At 73.1% G+C, this 20,055-nt stretch carries 20 protein-coding genes and 1 tRNA gene; 15 read left to right on the top strand and 6 right to left on the bottom strand.

Annotated features, from left to right (window positions below):
* The first annotated feature begins 25 nt into the window (after positions 1 to 25).
* The 3 genes from Cs7R123_RS25155 to Cs7R123_RS25145 all read left to right on the top strand — a co-directional run bounded on the left by Cs7R123_RS25155 (position 26) and on the right by Cs7R123_RS25145 (position 3,002).
* Positions 26 to 997, top strand: a complete 972-nt coding sequence (locus Cs7R123_RS25155) for a thiamine pyrophosphate-dependent dehydrogenase E1 component subunit alpha (RefSeq protein ID WP_212830177.1) — start codon at positions 26 to 28, stop codon at positions 995 to 997.
* Positions 997 to 1,965, top strand: coding sequence for an alpha-ketoacid dehydrogenase subunit beta (locus Cs7R123_RS25150; RefSeq protein ID WP_212830176.1), 969 nt, complete (start codon positions 997 to 999; stop codon positions 1,963 to 1,965). Before Cs7R123_RS25155 ends, Cs7R123_RS25150 begins: the two co-directional genes overlap by 1 nt.
* Positions 1,966 to 2,621: 656 nt before the next feature.
* Entirely contained in the window at positions 2,622 to 3,002 is a 381-nt protein-coding gene (locus Cs7R123_RS25145) for a hypothetical protein (protein ID WP_212830175.1), read from the top strand.
* 53 nt (positions 3,003 to 3,055) lie between these two features.
* On the opposite strand, the gene Cs7R123_RS25140 is transcribed toward Cs7R123_RS25145, so the two are convergent.
* Together Cs7R123_RS25140 and Cs7R123_RS25135 are read right to left on the bottom strand one after the other, a co-directional pair.
* On the bottom strand, positions 3,056 to 3,820 hold the full coding sequence (locus Cs7R123_RS25140) for a methyltransferase domain-containing protein (protein WP_244872124.1): 765 nt from the start codon (positions 3,818 to 3,820) through the stop codon (positions 3,056 to 3,058).
* Positions 3,817 to 5,454, bottom strand: coding sequence for a class I adenylate-forming enzyme family protein (locus Cs7R123_RS25135; RefSeq protein WP_212830174.1), 1,638 nt, complete (start codon positions 5,452 to 5,454; stop codon positions 3,817 to 3,819). The genes Cs7R123_RS25140 and Cs7R123_RS25135 overlap by 4 nt, the downstream gene beginning before the upstream one ends.
* Positions 5,455 to 5,674: 220 nt before the next feature.
* Between Cs7R123_RS25135 and Cs7R123_RS25130 the strand changes: the two genes are divergently transcribed.
* Genes Cs7R123_RS25130 through Cs7R123_RS25100 form a run of 7 tightly spaced genes read left to right on the top strand, consistent with a single transcriptional unit; the run spans position 5,675 to position 12,509 of the window.
* The gene (locus tag Cs7R123_RS25130) at positions 5,675 to 6,538 is read left to right on the top strand and encodes a methyltransferase domain-containing protein (RefSeq protein ID WP_244872123.1); all 864 of its coding nucleotides are present in this window, start codon (positions 5,675 to 5,677) and stop codon (positions 6,536 to 6,538) included.
* Positions 6,535 to 7,704, top strand: a complete 1,170-nt coding sequence (locus tag Cs7R123_RS25125) for a glycosyltransferase (protein WP_212830173.1) — start codon at positions 6,535 to 6,537, stop codon at positions 7,702 to 7,704. The genes Cs7R123_RS25130 and Cs7R123_RS25125 overlap by 4 nt, the downstream gene beginning before the upstream one ends.
* A gap of 1 nt (position 7,705) precedes the next feature.
* On the top strand, positions 7,706 to 9,052 hold the full coding sequence (locus Cs7R123_RS25120; protein ID WP_212830172.1) for a condensation domain-containing protein: 1,347 nt from the start codon (positions 7,706 to 7,708) through the stop codon (positions 9,050 to 9,052).
* 22 nt (positions 9,053 to 9,074) lie between these two features.
* Entirely contained in the window at positions 9,075 to 10,424 is a 1,350-nt protein-coding gene (locus tag Cs7R123_RS25115; RefSeq protein ID WP_212830171.1) for a condensation domain-containing protein, read from the top strand.
* Positions 10,421 to 11,341, top strand: a complete 921-nt coding sequence (locus Cs7R123_RS25110) for a 3-oxoacyl-[acyl-carrier-protein] synthase III C-terminal domain-containing protein (protein WP_212830170.1) — start codon at positions 10,421 to 10,423, stop codon at positions 11,339 to 11,341. The genes Cs7R123_RS25115 and Cs7R123_RS25110 overlap by 4 nt, the downstream gene beginning before the upstream one ends.
* Before the next feature lie 11 nt (positions 11,342 to 11,352).
* Positions 11,353 to 11,622, top strand: coding sequence for a phosphopantetheine-binding protein (locus tag Cs7R123_RS25105; protein ID WP_212830169.1), 270 nt, complete (start codon positions 11,353 to 11,355; stop codon positions 11,620 to 11,622).
* Positions 11,622 to 12,509 (top strand): 2-hydroxy-acid oxidase, encoded by an 888-nt coding sequence (locus Cs7R123_RS25100; RefSeq protein WP_212830168.1) that lies wholly within the window; start codon positions 11,622 to 11,624, stop codon positions 12,507 to 12,509. The genes Cs7R123_RS25105 and Cs7R123_RS25100 overlap by 1 nt, the downstream gene beginning before the upstream one ends.
* On the opposite strand, the gene Cs7R123_RS25095 is transcribed toward Cs7R123_RS25100, so the two are convergent.
* On the bottom strand, positions 12,447 to 13,211 hold the full coding sequence (locus Cs7R123_RS25095; RefSeq protein WP_212830167.1) for an ABC transporter permease: 765 nt from the start codon (positions 13,209 to 13,211) through the stop codon (positions 12,447 to 12,449). The two genes, Cs7R123_RS25100 and Cs7R123_RS25095, sit on opposite strands and share 63 nt — an antisense overlap.
* Positions 13,212 to 13,221: 10 nt before the next feature.
* Positions 13,222 to 14,178: an ATP-binding cassette domain-containing protein gene (locus tag Cs7R123_RS25090; protein ID WP_212830166.1), complete on the bottom strand. Its 957-nt coding sequence runs from the start codon at positions 14,176 to 14,178 to the stop codon at positions 13,222 to 13,224.
* 301 nt (positions 14,179 to 14,479) lie between these two features.
* Here Cs7R123_RS25090 and Cs7R123_RS25085 point away from each other — a divergent pair, with 301 nt between their 5' ends.
* Entirely contained in the window at positions 14,480 to 14,746 is a 267-nt protein-coding gene (locus tag Cs7R123_RS25085) for an acyl carrier protein (protein ID WP_212830165.1), read from the top strand.
* Positions 14,747 to 14,852: 106 nt separating this feature from the next.
* Here the strand turns inward: Cs7R123_RS25085 and Cs7R123_RS25080 are convergent, their stop codons facing one another.
* On the bottom strand, positions 14,853 to 15,563 hold the full coding sequence (locus Cs7R123_RS25080; protein ID WP_212830164.1) for an NUDIX domain-containing protein: 711 nt from the start codon (positions 15,561 to 15,563) through the stop codon (positions 14,853 to 14,855).
* 229 nt (positions 15,564 to 15,792) lie between these two features.
* Between Cs7R123_RS25080 and Cs7R123_RS25075 the strand changes: the two genes are divergently transcribed.
* The 4 genes from Cs7R123_RS25075 to Cs7R123_RS25060 all read left to right on the top strand — a co-directional run bounded on the left by Cs7R123_RS25075 (position 15,793) and on the right by Cs7R123_RS25060 (position 17,713).
* Complete coding sequence (locus Cs7R123_RS25075) at positions 15,793 to 16,422, top strand: class I SAM-dependent methyltransferase (RefSeq protein ID WP_244872122.1); 630 nt, start codon at positions 15,793 to 15,795, stop codon at positions 16,420 to 16,422.
* A 21-nt stretch (positions 16,423 to 16,443) separates the two neighbouring features.
* Positions 16,444 to 16,809 (top strand): hypothetical protein, encoded by a 366-nt coding sequence (locus Cs7R123_RS25070; protein WP_212830163.1) that lies wholly within the window; start codon positions 16,444 to 16,446, stop codon positions 16,807 to 16,809.
* Positions 16,810 to 16,851: 42 nt separating this feature from the next.
* Positions 16,852 to 16,925 (top strand) — tRNA-Met (locus Cs7R123_RS25065).
* Positions 16,926 to 17,041: 116 nt separating this feature from the next.
* Positions 17,042 to 17,713: a pentapeptide repeat-containing protein gene (locus Cs7R123_RS25060; RefSeq protein WP_212830162.1), complete on the top strand. Its 672-nt coding sequence runs from the start codon at positions 17,042 to 17,044 to the stop codon at positions 17,711 to 17,713.
* 57 nt (positions 17,714 to 17,770) lie between these two features.
* On the opposite strand, the gene Cs7R123_RS25055 is transcribed toward Cs7R123_RS25060, so the two are convergent.
* Positions 17,771 to 20,044 carry a DPP IV N-terminal domain-containing protein gene (locus Cs7R123_RS25055; protein WP_212830161.1) on the bottom strand — a complete coding sequence of 758 codons (2,274 nt, stop codon included), beginning with the start codon at positions 20,042 to 20,044 and terminating at the stop codon, positions 17,771 to 17,773.
* Positions 20,045 to 20,055: the final 11 nt, after the last annotated feature.

Genomic DNA, 20,055 nt, shown 5'->3' with positions numbered 1-20,055 from the left:
TCGGCACATGGAAGCATCTAAACTCATGGGCGTGCTTCGTGAGCGCCTTTATCGTACGGTGAGGCTCATCCGGCGCTTCGAGGAGCAGGCGATCGAGCTTGTCCGCGCGGGCGTCGTGGTGGGCGGGATCCATCCCTGCATCGGGCAGGAGGCCGTCGCGGCGGGGGTGTGCGCGACGCTGAGCGAGGACGACGTGGTCCTGAGCAACCACCGCAACCACGGCCACGCGCTGGCCAAGGGGTGCCGGCCGGACCGGGTGATGGCCGAGCTGGCCGGGCGGGTCACCGGCACCGCGGGCGGCCGGGCCGGTTCGCTGCACGTGTCGGACTACGCCGCCGGGCTGTACGGCGCGACGATCACGGTCGGGCACGGTGCCGCGATCGCCACCGGGGTGGCCTGGGCGGCGGCGCGTGAGGGGTCGGGCCGGGTGGTGGTCAGCTTCGTCGGCGACGGGGCGATGAACCAGGGTGCGCTGCTGGAGTCGCTGAACCTGGCCGCGCTGTGGCAGGTGCCGCACGTGTTCGTGTGCGAGAACAACGGGTACGCCACCACGCAGGCCGTCGGCACGTTCATGGCGGGTTCGGTCACCGGCCGCGCGGCCGCGTTCGGCATCCCGGCCGAGACCGTGGACGGCATGGACCCCGAGGCGGTGCACGAGGCGGCCGCGCGGGCCGTGGACCGGGCCCGCTCGGGCGGCGGCCCGACGCTGCTGGAGCTGGTGACGTACCGGTTCGACGCCCACCACACGTTCGAGCACCGGGTGCGGCTGCGCTACCGGGCCGAGGAGGAGGTCGCCCGCTGGCGCGAGCGCGACCCGGTGGCGTTGCAGGGCTCCCGGATTCCGCCGGACGTGCGCGACCGGATCGATCGGGAGGTCGAGGACGTGCTCGCCGAGGCGGTGCGGTTCGCGCAGGACAGTCCCCGGCCTGATCCGGCCGACGCGCTGGATCACCTGTACGCGACCGGGATGCGCCCGCGCGCCGGGGTGGTGGGCTGATGCCGAAGCTGTCGTACCTGAAGGCGCTGAACCGGGCGCTGGGTGACGAGATGGAGCGCGACCCGTCGGTGTTCGTGCTGGGTGAGGACGTGCACGAGGCGGTCACGTTCGTGACGGCGGGGCTGCTGGCCCGGTTCGGTCCGCACCGGATCGTCGAGACGCCGCTGTCGGAGCAGGGGGTGGCCAACGTCGCCACCGGTGCGGCGCTGGCCGGGCGGCGCCCGGTGGTGGAGTTCGCGATCCCGTTCCTGCTCCAGCTGGTGCTGGAGCAGGTCGCCAACCAGGCGCACAAGTTCTCGGCGATGAGCGGCGGGCAGGCGCGGGTGCCGGTGACGTACCTGGTGCCGAGCGCGGGCTGGCGGCCGGGCTGGGGCGGGCAGCACTCCGACCAGCCGCACGGCCTGTTCGTGCACTCCGGGGTGAAGACGGTGATGCCGACGACCCCGACCGACGCGTACGGGCTGCTGATCTCGGCGATCCGCGACGACGACCCGGTGGTGTTCATCGCGCCCCGGCAGGCGCTGGAGCTGCGCGAGGACGTCGACTACGCCGATCTGGTGCCGGTGCCGCTGGGTTCGGCGCGCATCCACCGGCCGGGCACCGACGTGACCGTGGTGGCGATCGGGCACCACGTGCACGATGCGCTGGCGGTGGCGGAGTCGCTGGCGGGCGAGGTGTCGGTGGAGGTGTTCGACCCGCGGACGCTGTACCCGTTCGACTGGGCGGCGCTGGGGGAGTCGCTGGCGCGTACCGGGCGGCTGGTGGTGATCGAGGACGCGAGCCGTTCGTGCGGGGTGGCGGCGGAGGTCCTGGCGACGGTGGCGGAGGAGATGCCGCTGGCGGTGCCGCCGAAGCGGATCACGCGCCCGGACGGTGCCGTGGTCGGCTGCAACCCCGACCTGGACGCGGCCCTGCAACCCACCCGCGACCAGCTCCTGGCCGCCATCCGCCAGGTGACCAAGCCCTGACCCCGCCCTGAGCCTCCTGTCCCACGACCCGGCCGACCGCAGGCTGGGTAGGCGGGGTGGGCGCTTTCAAGACCATCCAAGTTGCCGGGCAATCGGGCGTATCTTGAGCGTTCGAACGCCCGATTGCCCGGCAACTTCGGAGCGCGGCGCGCGCCCCGCATGCGCGGCGCGCGGCTGCCGCCCGGGGTGCGCGGCGCGCGGCTGCCGCCCGGTCTGACCGCAGAGCGTGATCTGGACGGTCGCGAACTCCATGATCCGAAATCGTGGACGCCAGGTGCCGCCAGAGCCGCACCTGGCGTCCACGATTTCGGATCATCATCCTGACAGCACCGAATCCAGGCCCACGCTCGGCGCTTCCGGCGCGCTCGCCGGGTCGCCGCCCTCAGCCGCGCGCTCCGCAGACAGCCGGGCGATCCAAGAGTCGCCGGCCTCAGCCGCGCTCCGCAGGCGGCCGGGCGATCCAAGATCAGCCGAGTTGCCGGGCAGGTGGGCGAATCTTGAGCGTTCGAACGCCCCATTGCCCGGCAACTCGGCCAGGCTGCGGGCGGCGCGGCGCGGCGCGGTGTGGTGCGGTGCGGTGGCCGTGTCGGCTAGCGGACGGGGCGTATCAGCGGGTCGGGGCGTGGCATCTGTGCTGCGACCCCCAGGAGGACACGATGCCCAAAGAGGCCGACGCGCAGAACATCTTCGACGCGTGGCACCGCGACAAGCCGCTCTACCCGGAGCTGGTCCACTACTACGACTCCCAGCCGCGCCCGGGCGGCACGGACGGGACGTTCAACGTGACGTTCGAGTACAGGTACAACGGCTGGCGCTACATCATCCAGGCGCACGTCCACATCGAGTGGGGCGGCAAGACCGTCGTCGGCAACACCTACATCCCCAGCTACGACGACTGGTCGCACCAGACGCCCGACTGGGTGGTCCTCCGCACGCCGCAGTACGACGCCGACACCCACAAGAAGGAGTGGTACAGCAACACGAAGTACCGCGACAAGCTGTACGCCGGGAACTACCGCGACCCGGTCCAGGTCTGACCGCCGAGCCGCCGGCGGGCGGCCACGCCACCGCCCACCGGCCCGGTCGGCACCTAACGGTCGATCTCGATGTAGATCGTCTCGTCGTTGCGGATCATCTGGTCGAGGTCGGCGACGTCGGGCCGCCTGCCGGTCCGGAAGCCGCAGACCCGGACCGCGTCAGGGTCGAACCCGGCCTGGGCCAGAGCGTGGGTCAGCTCGTCGAGGTCGTAGATCCAGCGGTGGCCGTACAGGTAGAAGAGCTGGTTGAACATGAACGCGCCCCGCTGTGGCATCGGCGGGGCGACCGTCCCCAGCGCCTTGCGCATCCGCCCCCGGTGCTTGGCGAAGAACCCGTCGCCGTGCAGGTACCCCTCGACATACCGGCGCAGGTCGGGGGTGGTCAGCCGGAGCAGGCCGCCGGGGGCCAGGACGCGGCGCACCTCGGCCAGCCAGGCGACGGCCTCGGTCATGGTGACGTGCTCGATCAGGTGCTCGGCGTACACCCAGTCGACGCAGGCGTCCTCGAACGGCAGCGGCTCGCGGATGTCGAGTTCGGTGAACCAGCTCCGGCCGTCGACCCGGTACAGGCCGGGGCGGCGGGTGGCGGTGCCGCCGCAGCTCAGCCCGGTCAGGTCGGTGCCCAGCCCGGCGGGGTGCGCGGTCTTCAGCGCGGCGAACTCGATGCCGGTGATGCCGAGCCCGGCGAGCTGGTCGCGGCCCAGCAGCGGGGTGTCGGCGACCAGTTCGAGGGTGTCGACGGCGGTGCGGTCCTGCATGAACTCGTCGGTGCGGGCCTGCAGGGCGGCGGGGTCCTCCCAGTCCCAGGCGGCGGTCACGCGGCGGCTCCGGCGGAGGCCGCGGCCAGGTGCCGCTGGCGCATCAGGAATTTGCGCACCTTGCCGGTCGGCCCGAAGATGATCTCGTCGTCGGTGACGACGACGACCTTGCGCAGGGTCCGGGCCACGGGTACGGGCAGCGCGGCGCGTACCTGCGCGGTCCGGTCGGCGGCCGGGTCGGCGTCGGCGCGCAGTTGCAGCAGCACGTCGGTGGCGACGCCCCCGGCGGTGGCCGCCGCGACCACGGTGGCGTCGCGGATGTCGGGGCAGCGGGCCAGGATGGCCTCCTCGCACATGGCGGTGTAGAGCCAGTCGCCGCCGCCGAGGTCGACGGCGTCGACGGCGCGGTCCACGTGGTAGTAGTAGCCGTCCTCGTCGCGGTACATCAGGTCGCCGGTGAGGTAGCGCGACGCGCTCCAGTGGCGGTACCACTCGGCGTGGTTGTTCCAGTAGCCGACGGCGACGGTGGGGGACCGCAGGCCCAGGTGGCCGACCTGGCCGACGGGCACTTCGGCGCCGGTGGCCGGGTCGAGCAGCGCGACGTCGGCGAAGACGTGGGGTTTGCCGACGCAGCGGCCGTAGCGTTCGGTGTCGCTGCGGTGGGTGATGTAGAACGCGGAGTGGCCCATCTCGGTGGAGCCGAGGCCGTCGATGAAGCTCGACCCGGGCACGCGGGTGACGCCGTCGCGGGTGACGACCTCGCGGCTGCCGACGGCGACCAGGCGGCGGATGTGGGGTTCGTGGGCGCAGTCGCCGGTGTTGAACCACAGCGCGACCGAGTCCAGGTCGTAGCGGGACAGGTCGAACCGGGCCAGTTCGGCCCAGGTGACGGCGAAGCCGAAGACGCCGTTGGGCCGCCAGCGCTCGATGGCGTCGAGCACGACGGCGCCCTGGTCCTGGCGCGACAGCCACAGCAGTTCGGCCCGGTTGCACAGGGCCTGGTTCATGGCGCCGATGCCGGCGGCGTGCGCGGCGGGCAGCGCCGACAGGACCCGCTGGGTGCCCTGGGCGACGGGGACCGACAGCCGGATGCGCCGGGTGGCGGCGAACAGGGTGCCGTGCGAGTGGACGACGGCGGTCGGCATCCGGGTGGTGCCGGAGGAGTGGGTGACCGCGATCGGGTCGCCGGGGTGGTGCCGGTGCGGGCGCGGGGCCCCGGCCGGGTCGGCGCCGCCGAGTTCGGCGACGTCGCCGAGGATCGGCATGCCCAGGTCGTGGCCGGTGAGCTGCTCGCGGTGGGGGGTGTCGGTGAGCAGGCCGGTGCCGCGCAGGCGGCGCAGGTATTCGGCGGCGACGTCGGGCGGCAGGTGCGGGTTCATGAACGCGGGAACCGCGCCGAGCCAGCTCAGCGCGAGGAAGCTGAGGAACAGGTCGGCCGACGACGTGACGTGGACGGCGACGAGGTCGCGCGGCCGTACGCCGCGGCGGTGCAGCCAGGCCGCGCGGGCCAGCACCCGCTCGTGCAGCCCGCCGAGGGTGAGGTCCTGCCAGGCCGGATGCCCGTCGACGTCAACGTCGAACGTCAGGCCGGGGCCGTCGGGGTCGGCGCCGTGCTCGATCAGCCTGGGCAGGACGTTGCCCGCGCCCAGGCCGGTGTCGGCCACGAGCGCGGCACGGATGTTCTTGGTAGCCACGAGCCCGTTCTCCTAGGTTTCGCCCTCGGGGTCGGCCGGACACTAGCAGCGTGGGATCGCTCCCACAATGACGGATCGAAGTATTTATTGAGACCGCTCGGCTGTCGTACCCTCGGTTAGTTTGTTGATTGCCCAGCCGAACCGCGGTGCCGTACCGTGGCGCGGACATCACGGTTGGCCAATGTGGATGGTCGGGAGCTGCTGCGTGAACGCAGGTCGAGTGGCTGAGGACGTGAACAAGGCGGTCGAGCAGTACTACGACAGTACGATCGACCTGTACGAGGGCCTGTGGGGCGAGCACGTCCACCACGGGTACTGGGACCTGGGCAGCAGCCCCGCCGACGACGGGCCCGACCGGCACGCCGCCTCCGACCGCACCGTACGCGAGCTGCTCGCCTTCGCCGGGATCCCGGCCGGGGCGCACCTGCTCGACGCCGGCTGCGGCATCGGCGGCCCGGCGCTGCACCTGGCCCGCGAGCACGGCTGCCGGGTCGAGGGGATCACCCTCAGCTCCCAGCAGGTGGTCCGGGCCACCGAGCGCGCGCACGCGGCGGGCCTGGCCGACCGGGTCGGGTTCCGGCAGCTCGACGCGGTGCGCACCGACTATCCGGACGCGACCTTCGACGCGGTGTGGGCGCTGGAGAGCCTGGAGCACATGCCGGACCGGACCGCGTTCCTGGCCGAGGCGCTGCGCGTGCTGAAGCCGGGCGGCGTGCTGGCGGTCAGCACCTGGTGCGTACGCGACGGGGAGCTCGACGAGGCCGCCGACGCGCTGCTGGCCGAGATCTACGAGCGCCAGGCGATCCCGAGCCTGCCGCCGATCGGCGCCTATGACCGGTGGTGCCGCGAGGCCGGGTTCGCGCAGGTGCGGGTGGCGGACTGGGCGCCGTACGTGGCCGGCACCTGGGACACCGACTTCGCCGGGGTCGAGCGCCTGGACCTGCACGACCACTCGTTCCTGCGTGAGCTCGCCCGGCGCAAGGGCGTGGCCGCGCTGCGGTTCTTCTACGCCATCCCGCTGATGAAGCAGGCGTACGCCGACGGGGTCATGCGCTACGCGGCCGTGGCGGCAGTGAAGCCGTGAGCCGGTTCCTGTTCCACTCGCTGCCGCTGACCGGGCACGTGTACCCGATCGCGGCCGTGGCGCAGGAGCTGGCGCGGCGCGGGCACGAGGTGGCCTGGGTCGGGGTGGAGTCGGTGCTGCGGCCCCTGCTCGGCCCGCAGGCCCAGGTCTACCCGACTGGCCTGCCGCTCTACCGCGGCGAGCTGCGCGACCGGGGCATGACCGCCACGAGGTCGCGGTGGAAGGGGTACATCGTCCCGCACACCCGGTTCACGCTGCCCGCGGTGCAGCGCGCGGTGGCGGACTTCGGGCCCGACGCCGTGGCGGTCGACCAGCACGCGATCGCCGGGGCGCTGGCCGCGCACCGGGCCGGGGTGCCGTGGGCGACCCTGGCCCCGACGTCGATGGAGATCGCCCGCCCGTTCGCCGGGCTGCCGAAGGTCGAGGCCTGGATCGAGGGGGTGCTCGCGTCGCTGTGGACGGGCGCGGGCCTGCCCGGCGAGCCGCCGTACGACCTGCGCTTCTCACCGTATCTCGTGCTCGCGTTCACGGGCGAGGCGCTTGCGGGAACGGCTGTCGCCGGGCGGGCGGTCCTGGTCGGACCGGCGCTGTCGGCCCGGCCGGGCCAGGCGGACTTCCCGTGGGACCGGCTGGCCGCCGACCGGGCCCGGGTGCTGGTCACCGCGGGCACGCTGGCGCTGGACACCGCCGACGGCTTCCACGCCCGCGTGGTGGACGCGCTCGCGCCGCTGGGCGACCGGCTCCAGGCCGTGGTGGTGGCGCCGGAGGAGCCCGCGCCCGGCGCGTACCCGCCGCACGTGCTCGTACGCCGGCAGGTGCCGATGCTGGAGCTGATGCCGCACCTGTCGGCCGTGGTCACCCACGGGGGCCTGAACACCGTCTGCGAGGCGCTGGCCCACGGGGTGCCGCTGGTGGTCGCCCCGATCACGTCCGACCAGCCGGTCAACGCCGCGCAGGTCGTCGCGGCGGGGGCCGGGGTGCGGGTGCGGTTCGGCCGGTCGACCGCGCCGCAGCTGCGCGAGGCCGTCCTGACCGTCCTCGACCAGCCCGGGTACCGGCAGGCGGCGCAGCGCGTCGCCGCGTCGTTCCGGCAGGCCGGCGGTGCGGTGGCGGCGGCCGACCGGTTGGCGCGGCTGCCCGGTACGGCTGCGGGCGCGGCGGCCTGAGATGACGATCGCGGCGACGGAGCGGGTGCGCGTCCCGTTCGAGGGCGAGGGCGGCGGGGTCGGTCCGCTGACCTGGACGCAGCAGACCATGTGGCAGCAGATGGTCCGGGCCGGGACCTCGCTGGCGCTGGTCGCGGTCCGTGAGCTGGCGCCCGGGGCGGCCGTGGCCGAGTTCGCGGCCGAGCTCGGCTTCTACCTCAGCCGCTACCAGGCGATGCGGACCACGCTGCGCCTGGCCGGTGACGGCGGCGTGCGGCAGGTGGTGCACCGGTCGGGAACCGCCGAGCTGGAGATCCACGACACCGGCGGCCAGGACCCGGCGCTGCTCGCCGCGCGCCTGGAACAGCAGGGCATCTTCGCCCGGTTCGACTACGAGCACGAGTGGCCGATCCGGATGGCGCTGGTGCGCCACGAGGGGGTGCTCACCCACGCCGTGCTGGCCATCGCGCACCACGCCGCCGACGGCGACGCCGCGCTGGCCATGTTCGAGGACCTGCGCGACCGCGACCCGGTCACCGGCCGGGTGCCGCGGCCGCCGGGGATGGCGCCGCTGGAGCAGGCCCGGTTGCAGGCGGGCGCGGCCGGCCGGCGGCAGCACGAGGCCTCGCTGCGCTACTGGGAGCAGCAGCTGCGGCTCATCCCGCCGACCGTGTTCGCCCCGGCCGGGACCGCGGAGCAGGATCGCTACTGGTACGCGGACTTCACCGCGCCCGCGATGGGCCCGGCGCTGCGGGCCACCGCCGCCAGGCTCGGCACCGGCACGGGGCCGGTGCTGTTCGCGGCGTTCGCGGCCGCGCTGGCGCACGTCACGGGGGTCAGCCCGGTCGCGGTCATGATCACGGTCAACAACCGGTTCCGGCCCGGGTTCGCCCAGGCGGCCGGGCACCTGATCCAGCACGGGCTGTGCGTCCTGGACCCGGCCGGGCCGGAGTCCGCCGGGCCGGGGTTCGACGAGCTGGTGCGGCTGGCCCGGCGCCGGCTGCGCGCGGCCCAGAAGTACGGCTACTACGTGCAGGACGAGGTCGACGCGCTGGTGGAGCGGGTCGGCCGGGAGCGCGGCGTCGGGTTCGACCTGCGCTGCCTGTACAACGACCGGCGCGGCGACGACAGCCCTCACCCGGCCGGGACCGTTGCGGCCGGGGCCGCCCCGGCGGCACCCACCGTGACCTGGCGCCGGGTCGACGACCTGCACCACCGGTTGATCTTCCACGCCGACGACCGCGACGGCGCGCTGGCCGGGCAGGTGCAGGTCGACACGGCCTACCTCGGCCGCGAGGCGGTCGCGGAACTGCTGGCGCGGGCGCAGGCGCTGGTGTGCGCCGCCGCGGCGCGCGGCGGCGACAGCTGACCAGTCCGAAGGAGACGCGCAGATGGACATCGTGGCAAGCGAGCGCATCCCCGTCCCGTTCGCGGGCGACGGGGCCGGGACCGGCCCGCTGAGCTGGGGCCAGCAGTCGGTCTGGCAGGGCATGGTCGACTCCGGGGTGTCGCTGACCATGACCGCGGTGCGGCCGCTGCCGCCCGGTGCCGACCCGGCCGAGTTCGTCGACGAGTACGGCTTCTACCTGAGCCGCTACGAGGTCATGCGGACCCTGCTGGAGTTCACCCCGGACGGGCGCACCCTCCAGGTCGTGCACGGGTCCGGGACGGCCGGGATCGAGGTGTACGACACCGGCGGCCGCCACCCCGACGAGGTCGCCGAGCAGGTCGCGCTGCGCTACACCGCCGACGTCTTCGACTACGAGCACGAGTGGCCGATGCGCTGGGCCCTGGTCCGCCACGAGGGGGTGCTCACCCACGCCGTGGTCGCCATGGCGCACCACGTCGCGGACCCGACCAGCGCCATGGCCATGTTCGAGGACCTGCGCGACCGCGACGCCGTCACCGGGCAGCCGCCCCGCCCGCCCGGCCTGCAACCGCTGGCCCAGGCCCGGCTCCAGCAGACCCCGGCCGGGCAGCGGCAGAACGAGGCCGCGCTGCGGTACTGGGAGACCCGGCTGCGGGTCATGCCCCCGACGATGTTCCCGGCCGCGACCCCGCGCGACAGCGGCGACCGCTACCCGGGCCGGTTCTGGGAGGTGAACTACTCCTCCGAGGCGCTGCACCTGGCGCTGCGGTCGGTGGCCGCCCGGCTCGGCGCGCAGACCGGCGCCGTGCTGTACGCGGCGTTCGCCGACGCCCTGGCCTCGGTGACCGGCGTCGACCACGTCGCGACGACGATCACCGTCAACAACCGGTTCCGCCCCGGGCTGGCCGGTGCGGCGGGCCCGATGGCGCAGCTCGGGCTGTGCACCCTGGAGATCACCGGCGGCTTCGACGACCTGGTCCGGGCGGCCCGGCGCCGCCTGCTCACCGCGCAGAAGCACGCCTACTACGCCCCGGGCGACGGCGACGCGCAGGTGGCGCGGATCGGGCAGGAGCGCGGGGTCGCCTTCGACCTGCGCTGCATGTTCAACGACCGGCGCGGCGAGGACACCGCGGTCGGCCCGCCGCCCTCGCGCGGCGCGGTCCGCGGCGCGCTGGCCGCCACCCGCGCGGACTGGAAGGAGGTCGAGGGCCTGCACCAGCTGCTGATGATCCATGTGGACCCGCATCCGGCCGCGCTGACCGCCCTGGTCCAGATCGACACCGCTTACCTGGGCCGGGCCGCCGCGGCGGAGCTGCTGCGCCGGATGGAGGCGACGGCCGTGGACGCCGCGCTGGACGCGGTGGCGTCGTGACGGCGCTGGCGGCGGTGGCGACGTACCTGCCGCGGCGGCGGGTGCCGGTCGAGGAGCTGGGTGAGCAGCTGGGACTGTCCGCGATGGACGTGAAGATCTTCAAGCGGTACCACGGGCTGGCCGAGATCCGCCGCGACGACGGGAGCCTGCTCGACCTGCTGCTGGCCGCCGCGACCCGGCTCGACGCGCTGCGCGGGCAGGAGCACCGCGTGCGGTACGTGGTCTACGCCCGCGCGATCCCGGTCGGCGCGCCGTATCCGGCCAACCCGCTGCACGAGCTGTGCGCGAAGCTGGGCCTGGACCGGGCGGTCGCGTTCACGGTGACCCAGCAGGCGTGCGCGTCGGGGTTGCAGGCGATCGACGCGGCCGGACGCCTGCTGGCGGGCGACCCCGACCCGGACGCGCTGGCGCTGGTGGTGGCGGGGGAGAAGACGTTCACGGCCGAGTCGCGGCTGCTGCCGGAGACGTCGGTGTTCGGCGAGGGCAGCGCGGCCTGCCTGGTCGCGGCCACGGGACCGCGCGACCGGCTGCTGTCGTACGCGAGCAGCATGCACGGCGAGTTCGACGGCGAGCACGCCGACGTGGCGGCGGTGTTCCAGCGGCAGTACCCGAACAGCCTCGCCGAGGCGGTCGCGGCGGCGGTGGAGCGGGCCGGGATCGGCCTGGACGACGTCGCGCTGATCCTGCCGCACAACGTGAACCTCATCTCGTGGCAGAAGGTGTGCCGGCGCCTCGGTGTGCCGACCGCCCGGGTCGTGCTGGACAACATCGCCCGCTACGGGCACGTGTTCTGCGCGGACGCCTTCATCAACTACGAGACGGCGCGGGACCGGCTGCGCCCGGGGGACCGGTACGTCGTCGCCGCGGCCGGCGCGGGCCGGGGCGCGACCTTCTCAGCCATGGTGTTCGAACACTGACAGGAGACACGTTGACCACACAGATCGACGGCGAGCTGCGCCGGCGGGTCGCCGAGAGCATCTGCGGCCTGCTGCCCCGGATCGTCAAGCACGAGCTGCCCGGGGTGTCGGAGCAGACCGACCTGATGGAGCTGGACCTCGGTTCGGCCTCGACGCTGGAGCTGCTGCTGGCCCTGGAGGACGAGCTGGAGATCCAGATCGACGTCGAGGAGTTCGACGAGGAGCACGTGCAGACGGTCGCGACGCTGGCCGACTACGTGGCCGGCCACGCGGTCGCCTGATGTTCACCGCCGGCACCCCGTCCCCGTCCGGTGGCGGCCTGGCCCTGAGCCGGGTGCGGCGGCAGGCGTTCGGCGCCGCGCCGCCCCTGCCGCCGGAGCACCTGGCCGCCCTGGCCGTGTTCACCGCCGACCTGGTCGCTCCGTACGGGCTGGCGGCGACCGACGCCGGTCCCGGGCACACGTACGGCGAGATGGCCGCGGAGCTGATCGCGGCCGCGGTCGGCGGGCACGAGCCGGTGAACCTGCTCGTGCTCGCGTTCGCCGTGCCGGATCTGCGGCCGGGCCGGGCCACCGCCACATACCTGAGCCATGTCTGCCCCGGCGGACCGCTGGCGTTCGCGGTGTGCGACCAGGGCACGGCGGCGGCCTTCACCGGCCTGCGGCTGGCCCGGGACTACCTGGGCGGCGGGGGCTGCGACCGGGCGCTGGTGCTGGTCGTGGAGCAGGCCGCGGTGCCGTATCCGGTCGGGCCGTCGGCGGCCGTGCCGGACGGGCCCGCGGCCGTGGCGCTGCTGTGCGAGCGCACCGGCCCGACCCGGCTGCGGTCGCTCGCCCAGCATCCGGACGTCGGGCCGGGGCAGGCCGCCGAGCTGCTCGCCGAGCAGGTGGCGGCGGCCGGGGACGGGGTGCGGGTGGTGCTCGGGGCGGGGCTGGCCGCCGCGGCCGGCGGACTGACCCCGCTGCCGGTGCGGGCGGCCGGGCCGGGCCGCCCGCACACGGGCGCGTGGTGGGAGCTGGCGGCCGAACCGGACGCGGGCCAGGTCCTGGTCGCCGACTACGACCCGCTGCTGCGCTACCTGTCGGTGGCCGCGTTCACGGGCTGGTCAGCGGATGTTGCGGGAGTACAGGCGCGTCGAGAGGACCACCGTCAGCACCGCGAGGACTGACACGATGGCGGCGCCCTGCCAGATGACCGGGTCGCTCAGCTGCCCCCAGAACAGGGCCCGGACGCTGTTGGTGGCCCAGGAGAACGGGTTGAGCAGCGCGAGCTGCTGGATCCACGTCGGGGCGATCGCCAGCGGCAGCAGCACCCCGGCCAGCAGCGCGATCGGCTGGCCGATGGTGTTGAGCAGCGAGCCGAGGGCGCCCTCGTTCTTGATGGTCAGCGCGATGTCGTAGGAGATCGCGGTGGCCATCAGGCCGATGACGGTGAGCAGCACGTACGCCACGAGCAGGTTGGGCAGCGGCACCGTGAGCCCGAACGGGAACGAGATCGCGGTGATGAGCGCGCACTGGACCAGCATCGAGGCGACGTCGCGGGCGGCCCGGCCGAGCAGCAGCGCCGACCGGCTCACCGGGGTGACCCGGGCGCGTTCGAGGATGCCCATGCGCACCTCGGCCAGCAGCCCGAACCCCGCGAACAGGCCGGTGTAGAAGCACATCACCACCAGCAGGCCGGGCACGTAGATGTTGTAGACGTCGGAGATCGACTGCGCGCCCATCGGCGCCAGCGCCTTCTGCAGGAACGGGGTGAACAGGAACAGGTAGGTCACCGGCTGGGCGATGGCGAAGAACAACCACATGGGGGTACGCCACATCAGCAGCAGCTGCCGCTGGAACAGCAGCCAGGTGTCACGGAGCAGTCGCACAGGTGTCTCCTCAGGACTCGCGCAGCGAGCGGCCGGTCTTGGTCAGGAATACGTCGTCGAGGCTGGGCCGGTGCAGCGCGATGGTGTCCAGCGCGATGCCGTGGTCGGTCAGCTCCCGCATGACCTGCGGGATCGCGGTGTCGCCGGCATCGACGTACAGGCGCAGGCCGGTCTGGCCGTCGGTTTCGAGTTCGAGCACGTACGGCTTGCCCTTCAGCAGCGCCTCGGCCTGCTCGGCGGGGCCGCCCAGGCCCACCATCACGACGTCGCCGGAGATCTGCTGCTTGAGCTGCGCCGGGGTGCCCTCGGCGACGATCCGGCCGTGGTCGATGATCGCGATGCGGTCGCAGAGGTTGTCGGCCTCGTCGAGGTAGTGGGTGGTGAGGAAGACCGTCATGCCCTCGTCGCGCAGGCGGCGGACCTCGTCCCACATGTGGGCGCGGCTCTGGGGGTCGAGTCCGGCGGTCGGCTCGTCCAGGAACAGCACCTTCGGGCGGTGGACCACGCCGAGGGCGACGTCGAGGCGGCGGCGCTGGCCGCCGGAGTAGGTCTTGCACCAGCGGTCGCCGTACTCGTCGAGCTGGAAGGCGGTCAGCGCGGCGGCGGCGCGCTGCTGGGCCTCGGCCTTGCCCAGGCCGTGCATGCGGCCCTGCAGCACCAGTTCCTCGCGGGCGCTGACCTCGTCCCAGGTGCCGCCGCCCTGCGCGACGTAGCCGATGTGGCGGCGCACCCCGGCGGGGTCGGTCAGCAGGTCGACCCCGGCGATGCGGGCCTCGCCCCCGTCGGGGGTGAGCAGGGTCGCCAGCATGCGCAGCGTGGTGGTCTTGCCGGCGCCGTTGGGGCCGAGGAAGCCGAAGATCTCGCCCTCGGCGACCGACAGGTCCACCCCGGCGACGGCGTCGACGGTGGTGGTCGCGCCGCGGCCCTTGCTGCGGTACGACTTGCGCAGCTGCCTGGTCTCGATCATGGTGGGCTCCTGTAGCCGCCGGGGTCCGAGCGGAGGTCAGCGTAGGGCCGTCCGGCAGCCCACGCAACGGTGAATGCCCATATGGAAACGTATGCACGAGCCGACTTCGTATGAACGATCGAAAAACTAACCATCGTCATGGTAGCGCTCCCAGCGACGGCCGTGTACGTTCTCTGTCCAATAGAGACGTAGCTCGATCTGGACAAACCGCTCTGACCGACGGCCGCGGTCAAGGAGGACCGGGCCGGCATGCGGCTCCGACACGCCGCGGTCATGTCACATCAGTTAGGGAGCAGGTCCCATGACCAACGAGATCCGCCAGTTCGTCCTCGACTCGCTCGTCGAGATGAAGTACGACGTCACGGGCATCGACGATGACACGACCCTCGGGCCGGCCGGCGCGGACCTGGAGTCGCTGGCCCTGGCCGAGCTCACGGTGCGAGTGGAGGAGCGCTACGGGGTGCGCTTCGACGACGACGAGGCTGAGGCGCTGGCCGTCTCGACCGTCGGCGAGCTCTGCGCCGCCGTCGCCGCGCGCCTGGAGACCGCGGCCGCCGCGGCCGACTGACCACTCACCCGGGAGCCCCGGCCCGAGTGCTCGGCGTCCAGGGCTCCCGGCACGGCCTGCCGCCTGATTCGCCAGTGGCGCCGCGCGCCGGCGGTGCCCCGCGGCGCTACGGCGTGGGCAGGCTCGACCGGTCCGTGCCGTGCCGCAGGATCGGGGGATTGAGGCGGGCGGCGGGGCCGCGCCGGTACAGGGCGGCAGGCCGGCCCGTGTCCTGGGCCCGGCGTCCGCCGCTGGGTTCCACGAAACCCTCGGTGTTGAGGACCTTGCGGCTGAAGTTGCGCGGGTCCACCGGTTCACCCCAGACGACCTGGTAGACCTCGCGCAGGTCGCCCATGGTGAATTCCTTGTCGCAGAACGCCGTGGCCAGCGTCGTGAACTCCAGCCGCGAACGTGCGCGTTCGAGCGCGACCGCCAGGATCTCGTCGTGGTCGAAGGCCAGGCACCCGGTCACGTCGGCCACGGGGCGCCACTGGGCCGCGCTGGCGTCGGAGCCGGCGGTGGGCACGGGCAGGTTCGGTGCCAGCGCGAGGTAGGCGACGCTGACGACCCGGCCGCGCGGGTCGCGGTCCGGGGCGCCGAAGATGCCCAACTGCTCCAGGTGCAGAGTCTCGCCGTCCAGTGCGGTCTCCTCGCGAAGTTCGCGCCAGGCGGCCTGGACCAGGTCCTCTCCTTCGCGCAGGAAGCCGCCGGGCAGGGCGGCCTGGTCTTGGAACGGCGGTTTGGCCCGCTCGATCGCGAGCACGTTCAGCACGCCGTCCCGCACGGTGAGGATGGCCAGGTCTACGGCGAGTCGCAGGTAGAGATGGTCTCGGTTCATGCGCGCCAGCCTAATGTTCCTGTCCTATTGACACAAACACAAGTCGCCTTATGTATGTTTCAATAGGACAAATAAGTTCAAGATCACCTGCCGACGCCCTGTACCGGGTGGCGGAGCCCACCGCAAGTTGCCGGGCAATCGGTCGTATCGCGCCCCGCTTTCGCCCGACTGCCCGGCAACTCGGCTGGTCTGGGGCCGCCTCGCACACTGTCGGGTACGGTGTTCGACCGTGGATGGTTGGCTGGCGGACACCCGCACCTCGTACGACACGGTCGCGCAGAGCTACGCCGACTTCGTGAGCGGGGCGCTGGCGCGGGAGCCGTACCTGCGGTCGATGCTGGCGCTGTTCGCCGAACTAGTGCAGACCGCCGGGGGCGGGACGGTGGCCGACGTCGGCTGCGGGCCGGGGCACGTCACCGCGTACCTGCACGGGCTCGGGCTCGACCCGGTCGGCATCGACCTGTCGCCCGGGATGATCGAGATCGCCCGGCGCGAGCACCCCGGGCTGAGGTTCGAGGTCGGCTCGATGACGGACCTCGTGCTGGCGGACGGGTCGGTGGGCGGGCTGCTCGCGTCCTGGTCGCTGATCCACGTACCCGACGAGGCGGTGCCGGGGGTGTTCACGCAGTTCCGGCGGGTGCTGCGGCCCGGGGCGCCGCTGCTGCTGGGCTTCCACGCCGGTGACACGTCGCGGCTGAAGACCGAGGGCTACGGCGGACATCCGATGCACGTGCACGTGTACCGCCGCCAGCCGGAGCGGGTGGCGGAACTGCTGCGCGAGGCGGGGTTCACCGTGCAGGCGCAGCTGCGGTTCGGCCCCACCGACACCCCGAGCGCGATCGTGATCGCCCACCGCTGATCCACGTGCGACGATACACCGATGGAGTTCAGCCTTTCCGTGTCGGCGCTGCCCGGCAGCGATCCGTTCGCACTGTGGATCGAGCCGGAGGGGATGTACTACGAGTTCCCGGCGGCGGCCAAGGTCGTGCTGACCTTCCGCGGCGCTGACGCGATGACGGCCGAGCTGTCGCACCGGCCGGACGCGATCGTGGTCTGGCGCCCGGCCGACACCGAGGTGTGGGCGACCGGAGACGACGGCGACTGCTACCAGATCGCGGGATGGGCGGACAACCCGGCGCCGGGGCTCGACACCGCTGGTGCGCCGACGTCCCTCCCCGCGCGCGAGCTGATCGAGTCGATCTTCCACCCGCGGCCGCCCGAGTCCGGACAGGACGCCGGTAAATGATTCGACACGGTCGGCGGCGGTGGCATAGGCTGGGCAAGCCGACGCGGGGTGGAGCAGCTCGGCAGCTCGCTGGGCTCATAACCCAGAGGTCGTAGGTTCAAATCCTGCCCCCGCTACGAGAGAACAGCTGAGAGCCCGGTTCCTGAGAGATCAGGAGCCGGGCTCGATCTCTTGACGGGCTGTGCACGTGCCAGGTGACGGCCTGTTCAGGCTGCGCAATAGCATGATGACCATGGCTGGTGCATCGGAATGGCGAAACCCCACACCCCCGCGGCTCCCGCGCACCGTCGAGCCCGCTGAGCTGCCCGCGCACGCGCTGGCCGCGAACACGGCCCGCGAGGGCCTGGCGTACGTGGCGATGGACATGTTCGACGGTCCCGCCGCCGAGTATGCGGAGCTGTCCGGTTGCACCGTCGCGCGGTGCTCGTGGAGCGCGATGCGGCTGGATCATCTGACGGTCGCCGACTGCGCGCTGGACACCTGCGACCTGTCGAACGCGCAGTTGATGGACTCGTCGCTGTCGCGGGTCGAGCTGGCGGGCTGCCGGATCACGGGGATGACTGTGGCCAACAGCGCCGTCCGCGACGTCACGGTGTCGGAGTGCCGGGGGCGGCAGAGCTCGTTCCGTTTCTCCCGGCTGCGCAATGTACGTTTCGTCAACTGCGTCCTGAGCGGCGCGGACTTCACACAGTGCCGGTTCGACGACGTGGTGTTCGAGGACTGCGAGCTCGACGGTGCCCAGTTCTCCGGAGCCAAGGTGGTGCGGGCGCGGTTTCGCCACTGCGTGCTGACCGGGGTCGGCGGGGTCGCCAGCCTGGCCGGGGCGACCGTCTCGGAAACCGACCTGGCCAGCCTGTCCGGGACGCTCGCCGCAGCGCTCGGCATCGCCGTGGAGAAAGGCTGAGCAGAGCTCAGGGGCACCCGTCCGGGTGCCCCTGAGCTCTGCCGCAGTGCCGGCCGGTCAGGCGAACAGCTCGCCGACCAGCTCGTAGAGGGGGATCGGGGCGGGGCGGTAGGCCGGCGGCCGGGTGCCCGCCAGCTCGCGGACCAGGAAGTCCCAGGCCTGCTTGCGGACGTAGGCCAGGCAGTCGATGAACATGTGCTCGGCGCCGGGCACGATGAGCAGCTCGAAGTCCTTGTCGGCGGCGATGAGCCGGTCGGCCAGGCGCAGCGTGTGGTACGGATGGACCCGGTCGTCCAGCTCGCCGTGCACGAGCAGCAGCCTGCCTTGCAGCCGGTCCGCCAGTTCCACGTTGGAGCTGCGCCGCCAGGCCTCGGGGTTGTCGGCGCCGTCGTACGCCTCGACGAACTCCAGGTTGAACGTGGGGGCGTCGTGCGAACCGGCGAGCGCGACGCCGACCCGGTAGACCTCGGGGAAGTCCAGCATCGCCCGTGCGGCGGCGAACCCGCCGCCGGAGTGGCCGAACACGCCCACCCGGTCCAGGTCCAGCCACGGCCGGGTCTCGGCCAGCTGCCGCAGCGCGGCGACGTGGTCGGCCAGGCCGCCCGCGTCGGCCAGGCGGCCGTACGAGGCGTCGTGGAAGTCCTTGCTGCGGCCGGGCGTGCCGCGCCCGTCCACCGCGACCACGACGAAGCCCAGCGCCGCGAGCGGTTCGGCGTCGAAGCCCATGCCGCCCGGGTCGAAGCACGGGGCGACCCGGTTGACCTGCGGGCCGGGGTAGACGTGGTCCACCACCGGGTACCGCCGGGACGGGTCGAACCCGTGCGGCCGGTACAGCACCCCGTAGATGTCGGTGACGCCGTCGGCGGCCTTGACGCAGAACCGCTCCGGCGCGCTCCAGCCGGTGGCGAGCAGCTTGGTGACGTCGGCGCGCTCCAGCTCGACCAGCACCTGCCCGGACCAGTCACGGACCGTCGTCACCGGCGGGGTGTCGACGGTGGACGCGGAGTCGACGAAGTAGCCCAGGCTGTCCGGGACCGTGACGACGTGGTCGAGGTCGTCGTCGGTGACCTTGGCGAAACCGGTGCCGTCCAGGCCGACCCGGCACACCGTGCGCCGGTACGGGTCGGCGCCGACCAGCCCCGAGGCGGTGAAGTAGACGACCCGCTCGGTCTCGTCGACGTGCAGGATCTGCCGCACCGCCCACTGCCCGGCGGTGACCTGTCCGAGCAGCTCGCCGGTGGTCAGGTCGTAGCGGTAGAGGTGGCCCCAGCCGTCGCGCTGGGAGTACCAGAGCACCTCGCCGGCCAGCACCCGCACGATCGGCGGGTCGTAGTTCCACTGGTTGGGCTCCACGCGGGTGGGGCCGGTCTCGCTGAGGACCGTGGTGACCTCGCCGGTCGCCGGGTCCAGCCGGTGCAGCGCGAGGGTGTGCCGGTCGCGGGTCTGGCTGAGGTGGTACACCGCCGAGCCGTCCGGGCCCCACCACGCCCACCTGCCCATGACCGGCGACAGCATCGGCGTGAGCAGCGGCTCGGCCTGCGCCCGGACCATGGTCGCGGCGGTGACGTCGAGCACGACCAGCTCGGACCGGGGCATGGTCTCGTCGCCGGCGTAGGGGTACAGCTGGGTGTGCAGGCGGGGTGCGCCGCCGTCGGCGGGGCGGGCCTCCAGCAGGTGGGTCTGCCGGACGCCGCGCTCGTCGGTGCGGTGGGTCAGCACCTTCGTCGAGTCGGGCGACCAGGCCACGGCGGGCGGCAGGTGCGGCAGCCCGAACTTGCGCAGCAGGGTGCCGTTGCCGACGCCCTGCGGGCTGGTGCCGTATTGGTAGTCGGGGGCGCCGTCGTCGGTCAGGGCCCATTCGCGGCCGTCGGCCGACGAGCGGGCCCACAGGTCGTGCCCGCGCTGGGACACCGCGGTCTTCCCGTCGGGTGACGGGACCGCCAGCGGGTCGCCCGGCGGGGTGAACTCGGCCCGCTCGCAGACATAGGTGTCCAGGTGGCAGCGCCAGTACTCGCCGAACGCGGCGAACTCGACGGCGTCGCCTGCCGGCACGATGGCCGGGAACGGCAGCGCCTGCGGGTCGACCGGCTGCCCGCAGGCTCCGGCGAGCGCGGCGGCGAGCCGGGCGTGGTCGAAGGCGGGCTCACGGGTGCCCGAGGCCGGGTCGACCAGGACGAATCGGCGGTCGGTGCCGTCGCTGACGGTGTACCAGAACCGGGTGCCGCCGTCGATCCACTGCGGCCTGACCTTCTCGCCGACGACGAGCTCGCCGGGGCGGACCGGTCGGCGCAGGAGCAGCTCGGCGGCCTGGTACTGCTGGGTGGTGCTCATGATGGGTGTCC

Origin of the sequence: Catellatospora sp. TT07R-123, from assembly GCF_018327705.1 — a bacterium.
Classification (GTDB): domain Bacteria; phylum Actinomycetota; class Actinomycetes; order Mycobacteriales; family Micromonosporaceae; genus Catellatospora.
This window is presented reverse-complemented; position numbering and strand designations above follow the sequence as displayed.

Bases quoted from the DNA above. Each gene is read 5' to 3' on its own strand.
- Cs7R123_RS25155 (WP_212830177.1), top strand. From the start codon at position 26: ATGGGCGTGCTTCGTGAGCGCCTTTATCGTACGGTGAGGCTCATCCGG.
- Cs7R123_RS25150 (WP_212830176.1), top strand. From the start codon at position 997: ATGCCGAAGCTGTCGTACCTGAAGGCGCTGAACCGGGCGCTGGGTGAC.
- Cs7R123_RS25145 (WP_212830175.1), top strand. From the start codon at position 2,622: ATGCCCAAAGAGGCCGACGCGCAGAACATCTTCGACGCGTGGCACCGC.
- Cs7R123_RS25120 (WP_212830172.1), top strand. From the start codon at position 7,706: ATGACGATCGCGGCGACGGAGCGGGTGCGCGTCCCGTTCGAGGGCGAG.
- Cs7R123_RS25115 (WP_212830171.1), top strand. From the start codon at position 9,075: ATGGACATCGTGGCAAGCGAGCGCATCCCCGTCCCGTTCGCGGGCGAC.
- Cs7R123_RS25100 (WP_212830168.1), top strand. From the start codon at position 11,622: ATGTTCACCGCCGGCACCCCGTCCCCGTCCGGTGGCGGCCTGGCCCTG.
- Cs7R123_RS25090 (WP_212830166.1), bottom strand. From the start codon at position 14,178: ATGATCGAGACCAGGCAGCTGCGCAAGTCGTACCGCAGCAAGGGCCGC.
- Cs7R123_RS25085 (WP_212830165.1), top strand. From the start codon at position 14,480: ATGACCAACGAGATCCGCCAGTTCGTCCTCGACTCGCTCGTCGAGATG.
- Cs7R123_RS25080 (WP_212830164.1), bottom strand. From the start codon at position 15,563: ATGAACCGAGACCATCTCTACCTGCGACTCGCCGTAGACCTGGCCATC.
- Cs7R123_RS25070 (WP_212830163.1), top strand. From the start codon at position 16,444: ATGGAGTTCAGCCTTTCCGTGTCGGCGCTGCCCGGCAGCGATCCGTTC.
- Cs7R123_RS25060 (WP_212830162.1), top strand. From the start codon at position 17,042: ATGGCTGGTGCATCGGAATGGCGAAACCCCACACCCCCGCGGCTCCCG.
- Cs7R123_RS25055 (WP_212830161.1), bottom strand. From the start codon at position 20,044: ATGAGCACCACCCAGCAGTACCAGGCCGCCGAGCTGCTCCTGCGCCGA.